11 protein-coding genes are annotated in these 13,817 nt (G+C 75.1%); 5 read left to right on the forward strand and 6 right to left on the reverse strand.

Translation table 11 applies throughout. The features are described from left to right. Positions 1-113 precede the first annotated feature (113 nt). Both ABZ459_RS15170 and ABZ459_RS15175 read left to right on the forward strand, forming a co-directional pair. Positions 114-986 carry a PfkB family carbohydrate kinase gene (locus ABZ459_RS15170; protein WP_357970684.1) on the forward strand — a complete coding sequence of 291 codons (873 nt, stop codon included), beginning with the start codon at positions 114-116 and terminating at the stop codon, positions 984-986. Between the two features lie 43 nt (positions 987-1,029). Next, positions 1,030-2,118, forward strand: coding sequence for a LacI family DNA-binding transcriptional regulator (locus ABZ459_RS15175; RefSeq protein ID WP_357970686.1), 1,089 nt, complete (start codon positions 1,030-1,032; stop codon positions 2,116-2,118). Between the two features lie 15 nt (positions 2,119-2,133). Here the strand turns inward: ABZ459_RS15175 and ABZ459_RS15180 are convergent, their stop codons facing one another. Next, on the reverse strand, positions 2,134-2,421 hold the full coding sequence (locus tag ABZ459_RS15180; protein WP_357970689.1) for a DUF3040 domain-containing protein: 288 nt from the start codon (positions 2,419-2,421) through the stop codon (positions 2,134-2,136). Between the two features lie 363 nt (positions 2,422-2,784). Further along, a complete protein-coding gene (locus ABZ459_RS15185) occupies positions 2,785-3,387 on the reverse strand; it encodes a DNA starvation/stationary phase protection protein (protein ID WP_357970692.1) in 603 nt (200 codons plus the stop codon). A 190-nt stretch (positions 3,388-3,577) separates the two neighbouring features. Between ABZ459_RS15185 and ABZ459_RS15190 the strand changes: the two genes are divergently transcribed. Next, positions 3,578-3,712: a hypothetical protein gene (locus ABZ459_RS15190; protein WP_357970694.1), complete on the forward strand. Its 135-nt coding sequence runs from the start codon at positions 3,578-3,580 to the stop codon at positions 3,710-3,712. A 45-nt stretch (positions 3,713-3,757) separates the two neighbouring features. Here ABZ459_RS15190 and ABZ459_RS15195 read toward each other — a convergent pair whose 3' ends face one another. Continuing rightward, the gene (locus tag ABZ459_RS15195) at positions 3,758-4,198 is read right to left on the reverse strand and encodes a PPC domain-containing DNA-binding protein (RefSeq protein ID WP_357970696.1); all 441 of its coding nucleotides are present in this window, start codon (positions 4,196-4,198) and stop codon (positions 3,758-3,760) included. Positions 4,199-4,235: 37 nt separating this feature from the next. Continuing rightward, complete coding sequence (locus ABZ459_RS15200) at positions 4,236-4,775, reverse strand: hypothetical protein (protein ID WP_357970698.1); 540 nt, start codon at positions 4,773-4,775, stop codon at positions 4,236-4,238. A gap of 99 nt (positions 4,776-4,874) precedes the next feature. On the opposite strand from ABZ459_RS15200, the gene ABZ459_RS15205 reads away from it, so the two are divergent. Together ABZ459_RS15205 and ABZ459_RS15210 are read left to right on the forward strand one after the other, a co-directional pair. Beyond that, positions 4,875-8,219: a serine/threonine-protein kinase gene (locus ABZ459_RS15205; RefSeq protein ID WP_357970699.1), complete on the forward strand. Its 3,345-nt coding sequence runs from the start codon at positions 4,875-4,877 to the stop codon at positions 8,217-8,219. Between the two features lie 111 nt (positions 8,220-8,330). Then, positions 8,331-11,354 carry a BTAD domain-containing putative transcriptional regulator gene (locus tag ABZ459_RS15210; protein ID WP_357970702.1) on the forward strand — a complete coding sequence of 1,008 codons (3,024 nt, stop codon included), beginning with the start codon at positions 8,331-8,333 and terminating at the stop codon, positions 11,352-11,354. 18 nt (positions 11,355-11,372) lie between these two features. Here ABZ459_RS15210 and ABZ459_RS15215 read toward each other — a convergent pair whose 3' ends face one another. Next, on the reverse strand, positions 11,373-12,347 hold the full coding sequence (locus tag ABZ459_RS15215; RefSeq protein WP_357970705.1) for a hypothetical protein: 975 nt from the start codon (positions 12,345-12,347) through the stop codon (positions 11,373-11,375). Beyond that, the gene (locus ABZ459_RS15220; RefSeq protein WP_357970707.1) at positions 12,347-13,747 is read right to left on the reverse strand and encodes an AMP-binding protein; all 1,401 of its coding nucleotides are present in this window, start codon (positions 13,745-13,747) and stop codon (positions 12,347-12,349) included. Before ABZ459_RS15220 ends, ABZ459_RS15215 begins: the two co-directional genes overlap by 1 nt. Positions 13,748-13,817: the final 70 nt, after the last annotated feature.

The raw sequence follows: 13,817 nt of genomic DNA on the forward strand, positions 1-13,817 counted from the left end.
CCCTTCGGCTCCAGCTTCCCCCTCCTCCCCGCGCCCCCCCCCCCCCCCCCCCGGGGGGGGGGGGGGCCGCGGCCCCGGCCCGCCCATCCCGAACACCCCGGCACAGGAGAAACATGAGAGTCCTCGGCTTCGGCGACAACATCGTCGACCGGTTCGTCGATCGGGGCATCGACTATCCGGGCGGCAACAGCGTGAACGTCGCCGTCTACGCGGGCCGCCTCGGCGTCGAGGCCGCCTACCTCGGGGTCTTCGGCGACGACGACCTCGGCGGCTTCCTGCGCGAGGCCGTCGCCGCGCAGGGCGTCGCGGTCGACCGCTGCGTGGTGCGCCCCGGCGAGAGCGGCGTGTCCCGGCTGCGCGTGGACGACGGCGACCGGGTCTTCCTGGGCTGGAACGGCGGCGGCGTCACCGTGCGGGAGCCGCTGGCGCTGACCGGCGACCTGCTCGCCTACGCCGGCTCGTTCGACCTGGTGCACTCCAGCGTCTACTCCGGCAGCGAGGACGAGCTGCCCGGGCTCGCCGGCCTGCGTCCCCTGGTCAGTTTCGACCTGTCCAGCGAGGACGACTACCGCGCCCCCGCCTACCTGGACCGCGTCTGCCCGCACGCCGACCTGGTGCTCCTGTCCTGCTCCCACCTGGACGAGGCGGCCACCCGCGACCTGCTGGCCCGCGCCGTGGCGAGCGGCGCCCGCCTGGCCCTCGGCACCAGGGGCGTGGACGGCGCGATGGCCTACGACGGCCACGACCTGGTCGCCGCCCCCGCCCGGCTGGTCGAGGACCCGGGCAAGATCGTCGACACCATGGGCTGCGGGGACGCGTTCCTGGCCGGGTTCGCGGTCTCCCTGCTGCTCGACGGCTGGCGCAAGGGCGCCGCGCCCGGCCCCGGGCCGGTCCTGCGGGCGCTGCTGGCCGGCGCGGAGACCGCCTACGACCAGTGCTTCGTCGAAGGCGCCTTCGGCTTCGGCAGGCCCGCCCCGCGCGGCTAGCATGGGCGTGCCCGCGACCCCCCAGAAACGAGGAACCCGTTCGATGGCAGCCGACCGGAGCCAGTCGGGGCGGCCGACGATCTCGGAGGTGGCCGCCGAGGCCGGCGTCGGCCGCGCCACCGCGGCCCGCACCCTCGGCGGCTACGGCTATGTCAGCCCGGAGCTGCGCGAACGGGTGCTGGCGGCGGCCGAGAAGCTCGGCTACCGCACCAACGCCCTGGCCCGCAGCATGTCCACCGGGGTCAGCCACACGCTCGGCGTGATCCTGGCCGACATCGGCAACCCGTTCTTCGCGGGCGTCATGCGCGGCATCTCCGACGCCTCGCGCGCCCGCGGGTTCGACACGATCGTGCTGAGCACGTACGAGCGGCTCGACGAGGAGGTGGCGGCCACCGACGTGCTCATCGACAAGCGGGTCGACGGCGTCATCATCGCCTCGGCGGCCGTGGGGCGCGACGAGGTCAAGCACATCAGGGCGGCCATGGGCCGGGGCATCCCGATCGTGCTGGTCGACCGCGCGGTCGCGCCGCTCGACCTCGACACGGTCGTCATCGACAACCGCGGCGCGGCCCGCGAGGCGGTCGAGGTGATGATCGCGGCCGGTCACCGGCGCATCGGGTTCGTGTGGGGGCCGTCCTCGATCGATCCGCCGGTGACCAGGCGGGCGCTGCTGGAGAAGGCCCGCAACGTGTGGACCGACGGCGAGCGCCTGCGCGGCTACCTCGACGCGCTCGACGACGCCCGCATCCCCTTCGATCCCGAGCTGGTCATGACCGGCCCGAAGACCGAGGAGTGGGCCACCCAGGAGGTGGCCCGCATGCTGGCGCTGCCCGACCGCACCACCGCCCTGTTCTGCACCGAGACCGACGCCGTGACCGGGGCGCTGCGGGCCGTACGCGCCGCCGGGCTGTCCTACCCGGCCGACATCTCGCTCATCGGCTTCGACGACAGCGCCTGGGCGGCCGTCATGGACCCGCCGCTGACGATGATCGAGCAGCCGGTCCACCAGCTCGGCGCGAAGGCGGCGGAGGTGCTGCTCGACGTGCTCGACGGGGCCGAGCCGCGGCACGACGTGCACACGCTGCGCTCGCGCCTGGTCACCCGCGCCTCGGTCGCCCCGCCGCCGTCCTGAGCGGGCGGCCGGCGGTCAGGGATGGGTGACCTGGGGCGAGGTGGTCACCACCTCGCGGGTGGGGCGCGGCGCGGGAGGGGTGCGCGGACGGCCCGCCGCCACGAACACGACCGCCGACAGCAGCGTCATCGCGACCACGATGACCAGGATGAAGGCCATCTCCCGGCGCGTCACCGGGCAGCGGCGGCGCCGGGCCGGTTTGGCGTTGAGCGCGTCGATGCGGCAGGCGAAGTCGCGGTCCTGCCAGCGCAGATCCTGCTCGATCTCGGCCAGGATGCGGCGTTCGCGGTCCGACAGGCTCATGGCCGCCGCTCCCGTCCCGCGACGCCGTGGGCGGGGGCGGGCGGTGAGGTCAGCGGTTCGGTCATGTCGTTCTCCGTCGCTCCCGGTCAGAAGTAGCCCCCGTCAGGGCGGCCCGGTCGGGGTCGGCCCTGGTCAAAGGGCGTCCCGCTGGTGAGGCGCGCCTTCGTGGCGGCGCGCTCTGGCGGGTCGCCGGCGGCCCCACAGGCCCGCGATTTCTCCGTACCCGGCGGCGCAGGCTCGATGCGGTGCCTTACCGCGCCCGGTATGAACCGTTACGCCCGGTGTGCGATGTCGGCCTAAATCCAGACATTTCCTTCACCTGGCGTCGATTTCCGGCTTACCGGACCTCGGCCGTGCCGGTGGTCAGCGGTCCGGCTTCTCCACCAGCGGGGTGTCCACCAGGTGCTCGATCAGGAACCAGGTCTGCAGCTCGTTCGTCCTGATGACGTCGGAGACCAGCAGGTCGTTGGTGCCGTCGTCGCCCATCTCCTGCGCCCGGTTGGCCGCGTCGTGGGCGGCCACGAGGATGGTCTCGTGCGCCTCGATCAGGCGTGAGAGCATGGCGGGCACCTCCTCGCAGCCGTTCGGCGGGCGCGGGATCACGGTGATCTCGGCCACGTGCCGCGGGTCGCCCACCGCGACGCCGCCGAGGGTCTGGACGCGCTCGGCCATCTCGTCCACCAGCGCGATCTGCTCCGAGGCGTGCTTGTCCAGCAGCAGGTGGAGCTGGTAGAACGTCGGGCCGCGCATCAGCCAGTGGTGCTTCTTGTACAGGCTGTAGAGGATCTGGGTGTCGGCCAGGATCTGGTTGAGGCGCTGGCAGGAGTACTCGCGCGCGTCGCGGGAGAGGCCGAGCGGGAACATCCGCACGGTGCCGTACTCCTGGATCTCCACGCCGTTCACGTGCAGCCACGGCTGGCTGTCGGGCTTCGAGCGGGTCGGCTTGGCGGAACGCTTGGTGGGCACGTACATCTCCTCAGATAGTCGGAACAATCGCCCGGAAACCTCCCCTCCGGCGCGCCAAGCGCCCCCACGAGCCCGCACAAGAGCCGGTCAACATCCGGCGCCCGCGACCGTTTGCCCGCAGGTCAGAGGGGTAGCCGGAGCGATGGGCGCGGGGGAGCCCCGTGCCCGGTCCGCCGGGAGGGGGATGACCATGCGACGCAAAGAGCCCGAGGACGAAGAGACGCCCGCGGCCGACCTCGAAGGCCCCAGCGACGAGGAAGACTACGACGAGGAGCGCGAGCGCTTCGAGCACATGAAGGAACTGAACCCGGACGACTTCGAGTGACCGCCCGCGCTCGCCGACAGGACGGGGCCGGCGCGGGTCGGAAGGTCAGCCCAGGTCGATGAGGGCCAGGCCGGTGGCGGGGTCGTGGCGGCGCCGAAGGTAGCGCGGGGACTGCGTGACGATCACTTCCAGCGTCGGCCACACCTGGCCGGCCAGCAGGTGGCCGCCGCGGGTCGTGCCGTCGGGCAGGCCCACGACCGCATGGGCGTGCAGGTGGGGCCGTACGTCGTCGTCGGGCATGGCGAAGTCGCCGATCAGCGAGAGCACCTCGGTCTGGCGGTCGACCGGGATCGGGTCGTAGCGGAGCGCCTCCGGGTCGAAGAAACCCAGCGTGACCTGCCGGAACCCGCCGATGCCGGTCAGCCGGGCGGCGCGGACGCCGTTGGCGGCCGCCCACTCCGTCAGGCTCTCGACCACCTCGTCACCGGGGTCGAGGACCACCGCGTACGTCTGCTCCTCGACGGTGGAGAGCCGCTTGCTGCGCATGACGATCTCCTGCCCGCAGGGCGCGCGGGCAACCCGGTCACTTCCAGACGGCCTTGGCCAGGATGTTCCCCAGCCCGGGAGTCTTCCACTGGTCGACGACCAGCACCTTCTCCTTGCGCAGGTACCAGATGCGCTGGGTGAAGGACACCGGGGCCGGCTTGCTGGTCTTCGTCTGGCAGCCCAGCCGCCACTCGGTGAAGCGGGCCCGGTGCCCCGCCCCCACCTGCACGGTCGCGGCGCGGGACGGACGGACGGGCGGGACGCCCTCGAAGTAGCGCCGGTCCGGGACGCACTCCACGACCCCGGTGCTGGGGTGGTACGGCTCGCCCGGCCGGTACGTGCCGCCCTCGGAGGCGTAGGAGATGGCCCGCGGCCCGCCGAGGGAGAAGCCGGGGCACTCCATCGCCCGCTTGGAGCAGGCCCCGGTGACCACGTCGAGCCCGCCGACCGGGTCCTTCTTCACCTTCCAGGAGACCGGTATCTGGATGGTGAACCCCCGGAACGACACGGGTTTGGTGGCCTGCGCGGGCGTTCCGGTCAGGACGAGCGCCGCGCTGAGCGTCAAGGTCATGAGCACGGCGGCGATCCTAGGTCCTGACGCCGATGGAATGTCAAGCGCCGATGAACGGGAAAAGATGACCGCAACTTTGCCGGCGATCACCGCATCCAACCAGCCGTGAACGCGTTGACCCCCGACGATCCGCAACGCCTGGGCGGCTACTGGCTCGCCGGACGGCTGGGCGCCGGCGGTCAGGGCGTCGTCTACGAGGCCTACGCCGAGGACGGCGCCCGGGTGGCGATCAAGGTGCTGCACGGCGACGAGGCCGGACGGCTGGCCAGGGAGGCCGAGGCGGCGCGGCGGGTCGCCTCGTTCTGCACCGCCCGCGTGCTCGCCGCCGAGCTGGACGGCCCGCGCCCGCACATCGTCAGCGAGTACGTCGCCGGGCCGAGCCTGCGCCGGGCGGTCACCGACGGGCGCCGCTTCCTCGGCGGCGACCTGCACCGCCTGGCCACGGCGGTGGCGACGGCGCTCACCGCCATCCACGAGGCCGGCGTGGTGCACCGCGACCTCAAACCGGACAACGTGCTGCTCGGCCCGGACGGCCCGCGGGTCATCGACTTCGGCATCGCGCGGACCGCCGAGATGTCGCTGACCGCGACCGGCCTGGTGACCGGCACGCCGACGTACATGGCGCCCGAGGTGTTCGGCGGCCAGCGGGCCGGCGCGCCCGCGGACGTGTTCGCCTGGGGCTGCGTCGTCCTGTACGCGGCCACGGGCGCCGATCCGTTCGAGGCCGAGAGCCTGGGCGGGGTGATGCACCGGGTGTTGTCGGCCACGCCCGACCTGGCCGCGCTGCCGGACTCGCTGCGCCCGCTGGTGTCGGCGGCGCTGAGCAAGGAGCCCGGCCGGCGTCCCGAGGCCCGCCAGCTGCTGCTCGCACTGGTCAGCGGGGACGGCGGGCTCGACACCGCACGGCTGCTCGAACGCGGACGACAGGCCGCCCACGTCGCCGGGACCGCCGCCGACCCGGCGCTCGGCACGCTGGCCGAGGACTCCTACGCGCTGCTGGCCCCCGCCGAGCGGGAGCTGGCGCCCGAGGTGTTCCTGCGCCTGTTCACCGTGGACGGCATGGGCGAGCTGGCCACCCGGAAGGCCGCCCTGGACGAGCTGGTGGCCGGCCGTCCGGCGGCCGAGGCGCCGGCGGTCACCAGGATCCTGGAGGTGTTCGCGTACCTGCTGGGCCGCGACGGCCGCGAGGTCTGGCTCGCCCGCCCGGCCCTGCCACACGCCTGGCCGCGGCTGCGCCGCTGGATCGAGGCCAACAGGGAGGGGCTGGCCGTCCACGGCCCGATCCTGGCCGCCGTCCGGCGCTGGGACGAGGGCGGCCGCAGGGACCGCGGCCTGTTCCACGGCACGATGCTGGACGAGGCCCTGAGCTGGGCGGCGACCGCCCGCCGCGACATCAGGCTGTCCCAGGCCGAGCGCGACTTCCTGGAGTCCTCGGCGCGGCTGGCCAAACGCCGGGTCCGCCGTGCCCGGCTGCTGACGCTGAGCCTGGCGGGGCTGCTGGTCGTCGCGCTGGCCGCGGGCGGCCTGGCGGTCCAGCAGAGCAGGCTCGCCGCCGCCCGCGCCGACGAGCTGCAGGACCGCCTGACGACGTCGGAGTCCACACGCCTGGCCGCGCGCGCCGAGGCGACCAGGCGCAGCGATCCGGTGCTCGCCGGGCTGCTCGCCGTGGCCGCCTGGCGGTTGCGGCCCACGCCGCAGGCCAGGGCGGCGCTGACCGCCGCGCTCGCACAGCGCGAGAGCGGCATGTTCCGCGACCCGGCCGGCGCCCGCAGCACCCTGCGGGCGCTGGGCGCCGACGGGCGCACGCTGCTCAGCGTCGGCCAGGACCAGGCGCGGCTGTGGGACGTGCGTACCGGCAGGCGCGTCGCGCTGATCTCCGGCCTGGGCCTCGGCCGCGAGCGGGTGTCCGACATCGGGCTGTCCCCCTCGGGCCGGACGCTGGTCGCCGCCACCACACGCCGCGCCCGCGCCTGGGACGCCGGCACCGGCCGCCCGGTCGGCACCTGGCCGGTCCACCGGAGCAGGGACCTGGTCGAGGGCTGGCAGGACGTCATCCGCCGGCACGAGGGCCGCAAGGTGATCGTCAAGCCGGGCGACAGCGAGCAGTGGGACGTCACCGACCCCGCCGCCCGGCACGGCACGCCGAGCCCCGACGGCCGGTGGCTGGCCACGTCCGGCGAGGGGACCCTGACCCTGAGGCAGACGAAGGAGGGCTGGACCGAGGAGGTCGGCGAGGGCAACGAAGGCGTCTGGAACAAGGGCGATCCCGTCTTCGACCACACGGGCCGGTTGCTGGCCACCGTCACCGACGCCACCGTCCAGTTCTGGCGACTGCCCGACAGCCACCTGCTGAGCGCCGTCCCGGTGCGCGGGGACATGGACGCCGGCACCCGACCGGCCGCCGCCTTCGACGGCACGACCTTCCGCTACCTCGTCGGCGACCAGGTGTTCGCCGTGGACGTCGCCGATCTGCTCACCGAGCCGGTCGAGGGCCCGCCGTACGAGCGGGCCGACCTCGGCGAGGACGGCCTGCACCTCGTCGTGGACGGCGCACTCCGCCAGGTCGGTGGCGGGACGCCCGGCCGCCTGCCCGCCGCGCGGACGCTCGCCTTCAGCCGCGACGGGCGCAGCCTCGCGCTGCTGTCCGGCCACGACGTCAGCGTCCTGGACACCGCGACCAGGCAGCCCGCGGGCGGGTTCACCGCGGGCGCCGGACGGACGCAGCCCGAGCTCGTCCGCTTCAGCCCCGACGGCGGCCGGCTCGCCGTCGTGCTCGACGGCCCGGGAACCGGCGAGGACGCGGTCGAGCTGTGGGACTGGCGGGCGCGCCGCCGCCTGTGGAGCACACCCCTGAGCCAGGTCGTGGACCTGGCGTTCGCGCCCGACGGCGGCCGGCTGGCGGTGACCGGCCTGGACGTGCGGGTGCTGCGGGCGGCCGACGGCCGGATCGTGGGCTCGCCGTTCAGCGTCTTCGGCAAGGACGTCCTGGGCTCCTGGGTGCGTTTCACCCACGCGGGGGACGGTGTGGTCGTGTTCGACTCCCGCGGCCGGCTGAGCACGTGGGACGCGGGCGGCCGGCGGCTGACCGAGGGGACCGAGGGCTTCTCCTTCATCGGCACGCCGGCCTACTCGCCGGTCGAGGATCTCGTCGCGGTCAACGCGGGGCAGGGCCGCGTCCGCCTGATCGACCCGAGGACGGGCGGCGACCTCGGCCTGTCCGCCGACCCGGGCGGCGGCCTCGAACGTGACGAGGGCGAGCTGCTGTCGATCGCGTTCGCCCCCGACGGCTCGCACGTCCTGACGGTGGACGCCGGCGGGACCGTCGGGCGCGTCCCGGCCGCCGCCGAACTGGTGGCGAGGACGGTCTGCGCGCGCGCCGGGCGGGCGCTGACCGAGCGGGAGTGGCGGACGTACGTGCCCGCGCTGCCCTACCGGCCCGTCTGCGGCTGACCGCGCGGGCCCGGGTCAGGGTCCCTCACCCGGGATTGTCAAAACGCCGTCGCGGGAGATGTACTGCCGTCCGGAAAGCCGATCTTTCGGTTCGGCCACGAGGGAGGCACGGTGGACTTCGCGATCCTCGGCACGATCCGGGTCAACGGCCCCGGCGGGCGGGTGCACCTGAGCCGCAAGCAGCGGGCCGTGCTCGGCGTCCTCCTGCTCCACCCGAACGCGACCGTCTCCAGGGAACGCCTGATCTCGGCCGTCTGGGACGACCCGCCGCGCTCGGCCCTGGCCAACATCCAGACCTACGTCCACCAGCTCCGGCGTTCCCTGGAGGGCGGCGGCCTGCTGGTGCGCACCGAGGGTTCGGGCTACGCCTGCGAGGTCCCGCCGGACAGCCTGGACCTGCTGGTGTTCGAGGACACCCTGCGGCTGGCCCGGCGGGAGCGGGCGGCGGGCGACCTGGCCGCGGCCGAGCGCGCCTACGCCGGGGCCGTCGCCCTGTGGCGCGGCGCGCCCGCCGAGGACGTGCCGCTCACCGGCGCGATGGCCCCCCGGCTCCTCGAACTGGAGGAACGCCTCGCGGTGGCCCGGTCGGAGTGGATCGACGCCCGGCTCGCCCTCCGGCAGGACGACCTCGTCGCCGAGCTGCGCGCGCTCATCGCCGCCCACCCGCTGCGCGAGCGGCTGTGGGAGCAGCTCGTGATCGCCCTGCACCGCGGCGGGCGGCGGGACGAGGCGCTGGAGGCCTTCCGCGAGGCCCGCGAGCTGCTGGTCGCCGAGCTGGGCCTGGAGCCGGGCCCCGAGCTGCGCCGCCTGCACGCCGCGCTGCTCGCCGGCGACCCCGACCTCGACCGGTGGCCGGGAGCGGACGGCCCGCGCTTCCCGGCGGCCGACCAGTGGCCCGCGGCGGCCGTCCCGGTCCAGCCGTTGTGCCAGCTTCCCGCCGACACCGCCGACTTCGTCGGCCGGGAGCCGGAGATCGCCGAGCTGCTGCCGCTGTTACGGGCGCGGCCGGACCGGCTCAGCCCGCCGATCGCGATCCTTTCGGGGCTGCCCGGCATAGGCAAGACCACGCTGGCGGTGCACCTCGCCCACCTGCTGCGCGCCGACTACCCGGGCGGGCAGCTCTTCGTCCGGCTCGGCCAGGACGCCCGCGGCCCGCGCGACCCCGGCGAACTGCTCGACGTGCTGCTGCGCTCCCTCGGCCTGGACGGCGCCATGATCCCCGCCTCGGCCGGGGAACGCGCCGGGCTGCTCCGCCAGCGGCTGGCCGACCAGGCGGTGCTGGTCGTGCTCGACGACGCCGTGGACGAGGCGCAGCTCCGCCACCTGCTGCCGGGCACGCCGCGCGGCGCGGTCCTGGTGACGTCCCGCTCGCCGCTGCCCGCGCTGGAGGGCGCGGTCCGGCTCCCGCTCGACCTTCCCGGCGAGCGGGACGCCCGGCTGCTGCTCGAACGCGTGGCCGGCCGCGACCGGATCGGCGCCGCGCCCGAGGCCGCCGAGGAGATCCTGCGTTCCTGCGGCCGGCTGCCGCTGGCGCTCAGGGTCGCGGGAGCCCGCCTGGCCATCCGCCCGGTCTGGCCGGTACGCGAGCTGGCCACCCGCCTGGCCGGCCACGACCTGGACGAGCTGGTCGTCGGCGGCCTCGACGTGCGGGCGACGTTCGAGCCCGGCTACGCGGCACTGCCGGAGTGGGCCAGGCACGCCTTCCGCCTGCTCGGGCTGGCCGGGCTGGACAGCGTCGCCGAGTGGACCACCGCCGCCCTGCTCGGCCTGCCCGCGCGGGAGGCCGACGCCGTCCTGGAGACGCTGGTCGCGCGCGGCATGCTCACCTCCACCGAGATCGACGTCGCCGGCCAGCCCCGCTACCGGCTGCACGACCTGCTGCGCGTCTACGCCAGGGAGCGCGCCGAGGCGGAGGAGCCCGCCGGGCAGCGGCACGCCGCGCTGACCCGGCTCGCGCTGGAAAGCCTCCGCAGGGCCAGGGCCGCCACCCGCGGGCTGCCCATCCCGCTGTCCCCGCCCTACGAGCGCGGCGAGCCCGGCCCCGGCACGCCCGCCGGCACGGTGTGGTTGTCGGCCGAGCGGCGCACGCTGGTGCTCGCCGTCACCACCGCCGCCGAGCTGGGCCAGGTCGCCACCGCCGCGGAGCTGGCCCACCACCTGACCGGCTACCTGACGATGGAACGTTTCCTGGCCGACGCCGAGCGCGTCCAGCACGCGGTGATCGCGGCGGCCACCGCGGCCGGCGACGAGCGCACCGCCCTGCGGTCCAGGCTGCTGCTGGTCAACATGGACATCGAGCGGGGCCGCTACCCGGCCGCCGACGCGGCGTGCGGGGAGCTGCTGGCCGCCTTCGAACGGATCGGCGACCCGCACGGGGCCGCGTACGCGCTGATCAGCCGGGCCGCCGACCGCCACGGTTCGGGCCGGCTGGACGAGGCGCTGGCCGACGCGTACGCGGCGATCGAGCTGCTGGCCGCCCACGACGACGCGGCCGGCCTGGCCTACGCCTGGACGTGGCCGATCTGGATCCACATCGAGCGCGGCGAGCACGACCAGGCCGTCAGGATCGCCCGAGCCCGGCTGGCGGAGGCCGGCGAGGACGACCACGGCACCCGCGGCAACCTGCTGCGCGCCCTCGGCACCGCCTGCTACCAGGCGGGCGAGACGGCCGAGGCGGTCGCGTGCTACCGCGAGAGCCTGCTGACCGCCCAGGCCGTCGGCGACCGGGTCGAGATGAGCAAGGTGTTGCGCAGGCTCGGCGAGGCGCTGGGCGCGCTCGGCCGGTTCGAGGAGGCGGCCGAGACGCTGGCGGCGAGCCTGCGGCTGTTCGTGGAGTGCGGCGACGTCCTGGGCGAGGCGCTGAGCGGGCACGCACTCGGTGTCGTCCGGCTGCGCCAGGGCGACCCGCACCAGGCGCTGCGGCACCTGGCCGCCGCGCTGGACCGGCTCGGCCGCGACGGCCCGCAGGTGTGGCGGGCCCGGACGCTCACGGAGATGGGCCGGGCCCACGCCCGCCTCGGACGGCACGAGGAGGCGGCCGCGGCGTGGCGGCACGCCCTGACCCTGTTCGGCGACAACCCGGAGGGCCGCCAGGTCGCCGCCTGCCTGGAGGGACAGCCCCGCGACGAGCCGTGACGGGATGCCGCCGCCGGCTCAGTCCTGCAGCCACCGCACGACCGGGGCCCCGGTCGCACCTGCCAGCCGGGCCGCGCGGCGGGCCTGACCCGGGGTGGCCCCCTCGCCGACGAGCGCGCCGCCGTCGTCCAGCGCGGCCCACACCCCCTCCGGCGCGCCGGAGGGGACGTCGAGCGCCCGGTTCACCGCGGGCCGGACCGGCGCGGGCGTGCGCCGGGCCCGCCACCGCCGCCAGTACAGCCACTGGACGAAGATCAGCGGGCCGAGCGCGGTCAGCAGCGGGATCGGCCGCCCGCCGCCCAGCACGACGGCGATGGAGACCGCCAGCAGCACCGCCTCCAGCCCCGCCGCCCACCACGCCGCCGCCTTCCCGTACGCCCTGACCGCCACCGCCGGCCAGATCGACAACATCAGGCAGTCCCCGAGGCCGATCAGCGAGGGGTTCTCGCCGTAGGAGGTGGCCAGCACGGGGGCGAACGGCAGCCCCTGCATGCGCTGCACGAAGTCGAGGGTCAGCGAGGACAGCCCGGTGGCCAGCGTGTCGTAGACGGTGAGCGCCACCGCCAGCGCGGCCACCTGGCCGGGCGTGACCGCCGCCTGCACCCACAGGTTCACCGCGCCGACGACGAGCAGCATCAGCAGCACGTCGTTGACCACCAGCACCCCGGCCGGCCATCCGGCGAGGTAGGCGGCCACGTCGGCGGCGCACAGCAGCAGCACCGCCGCCGTCGCCCACCGGCCGCCCAGCACGGGCGCGAGCGTGAGCTGCCCCAGCGTCAGCACCACCAGCCCGAAGACCGACACCACCACGCCGGTCGGCAGGTGCAGGTACGCGAACGGCATCACCACCAGCGCGGCGACCATGACCGCGATGTCGGAGCCCACCATCCGGCCGACCGGCGGCCTGGCCATGACGTAGCGGCCCAGGTAGGCGGCGGTCAGCGCGACGGTCAGGGCGACGAGCGCGTACAGCGCCGGCACGTACGGGGTCATCACAGTCCTCGCTCGAAGCTGAGCTCCAGCAGGTCGGCGCGGAGCCGGCACGGGGTGGGCAGGTCCTCGGCGGTCTCGACCAGGACGATGCCGCCCAGGGGCAGCCCGTGCGCCCGCTCCTCCAGGCGGCCGAGCAGGCCCGCGTCGGACTTGCCGGCCACGACGTACAGCAGGGAGCCCTCCAGCGACCAGCGCGTGGGCAGCGGCAGCGAGTGCTCGGCCTGCAGCACGTCCAGGACGTCGCGCGTGGTGAGCCCGCCGGGGGACACCCGCCCGAGCACGCGCGAGGTCGCGGGCAGCGCGGCCAGCGCGCACGACGGCCGCTCGTCCTCGCGCAGGACCCTGACCAGGTCGCCGGTGACGTACCGGAGCAGCAGGGTGGTGTCGCGGTAGGTGGAGTACGGGGTGACCACGATCGTGCCGACGGCCCCCGGTTCGGCGGGCCGCAGGGTGACGGGGTCGAGGATCTCGACCAGCCCCTGGTCGGCCGGCAGGTGCAGGTGGCCGTCGGCGCAGACCCGGCCGCCCACGGGGGCGATCTCGGTCATGGAGTAGCCGTCGCGGACCTGCGCGCCGAACGTGTGCTCCGCGCGCACGCGCAGCGCGTCGGTCAGCACCTCGCCGCCGGACCAGATCGTGCTCAGGCCGAAGTCGCCGGCCTGCCAGCCGCCCCGCTCGGCCTCCTGGACCAGCGCCGCCAGGTAGGAGGCGGTCACGTTGAGCTGGGTGATCTGCGGGTGTTTGCCGGGCACGTGCATCGGGGTGGCCAGCCGGTCGAGCGCGACGGCCGGATCGACGGCGCCCAGGTGCACGAACCCGGCCCCGGTCCGCGTGACGGCCCGCTCGGTGAGGATCTGGGCGATGGACCGCGAGCTGATCGCGTTGGCCCACAGGTCGGCGGAGCGCAGGTTGCCGGCGAGCATGAGCGCCAGCGCCGACATCGAGGACATCAGCTCGATCTCGTACGCCGAGAACCACACCATGGTCGGCGTCCCGGTCGTCCCCGTCGTGTGCGCGAGCACGACCGGACGGGCGCGGTCGGAGACGAAGGCGGCGGGCATGCCGCGCAGGTCGGCCTTGGAGGTGGGCGGGATCGTGGACAGCGTCGCGGGCGTGATCGAGCCGGGGTCCACGCCGTTCGTCCCGAACCAGCGCCGGTAGTAGGGGCTCTCGGCGGCCGCGTGGCGGACCGTGCGCCGCAGCCGCCGCCGGGTCAGGTCCTCCTGGAGCTCGGGGTCGCTGCCCGCGAGCATGTCGTCGGCGCCCTCGCCCGGGGACCCGAACGTCTCCAGGGTCACGCGCATGTCGTCGGCCAGCGCGTTCACGTCCCGCAGGCGGAACCTGCGGCCCGACATCATCGACCAGGCATAACCGAGCTGGCGTACCGCGGTGCCGAACACGCGTCGTCCTTCCACTCGTGGGGGGTGGCCCCCGGGAGACCCGGTCCCCCGGGGGTTCACGCGAGGGTGA

The sequence above is a fragment of the Nonomuraea sp. NPDC005692 genome, assembly GCF_040631115.1.
In the GTDB taxonomy this organism is placed as follows: Bacteria; Actinomycetota; Actinomycetes; order Streptosporangiales; family Streptosporangiaceae; genus Nonomuraea.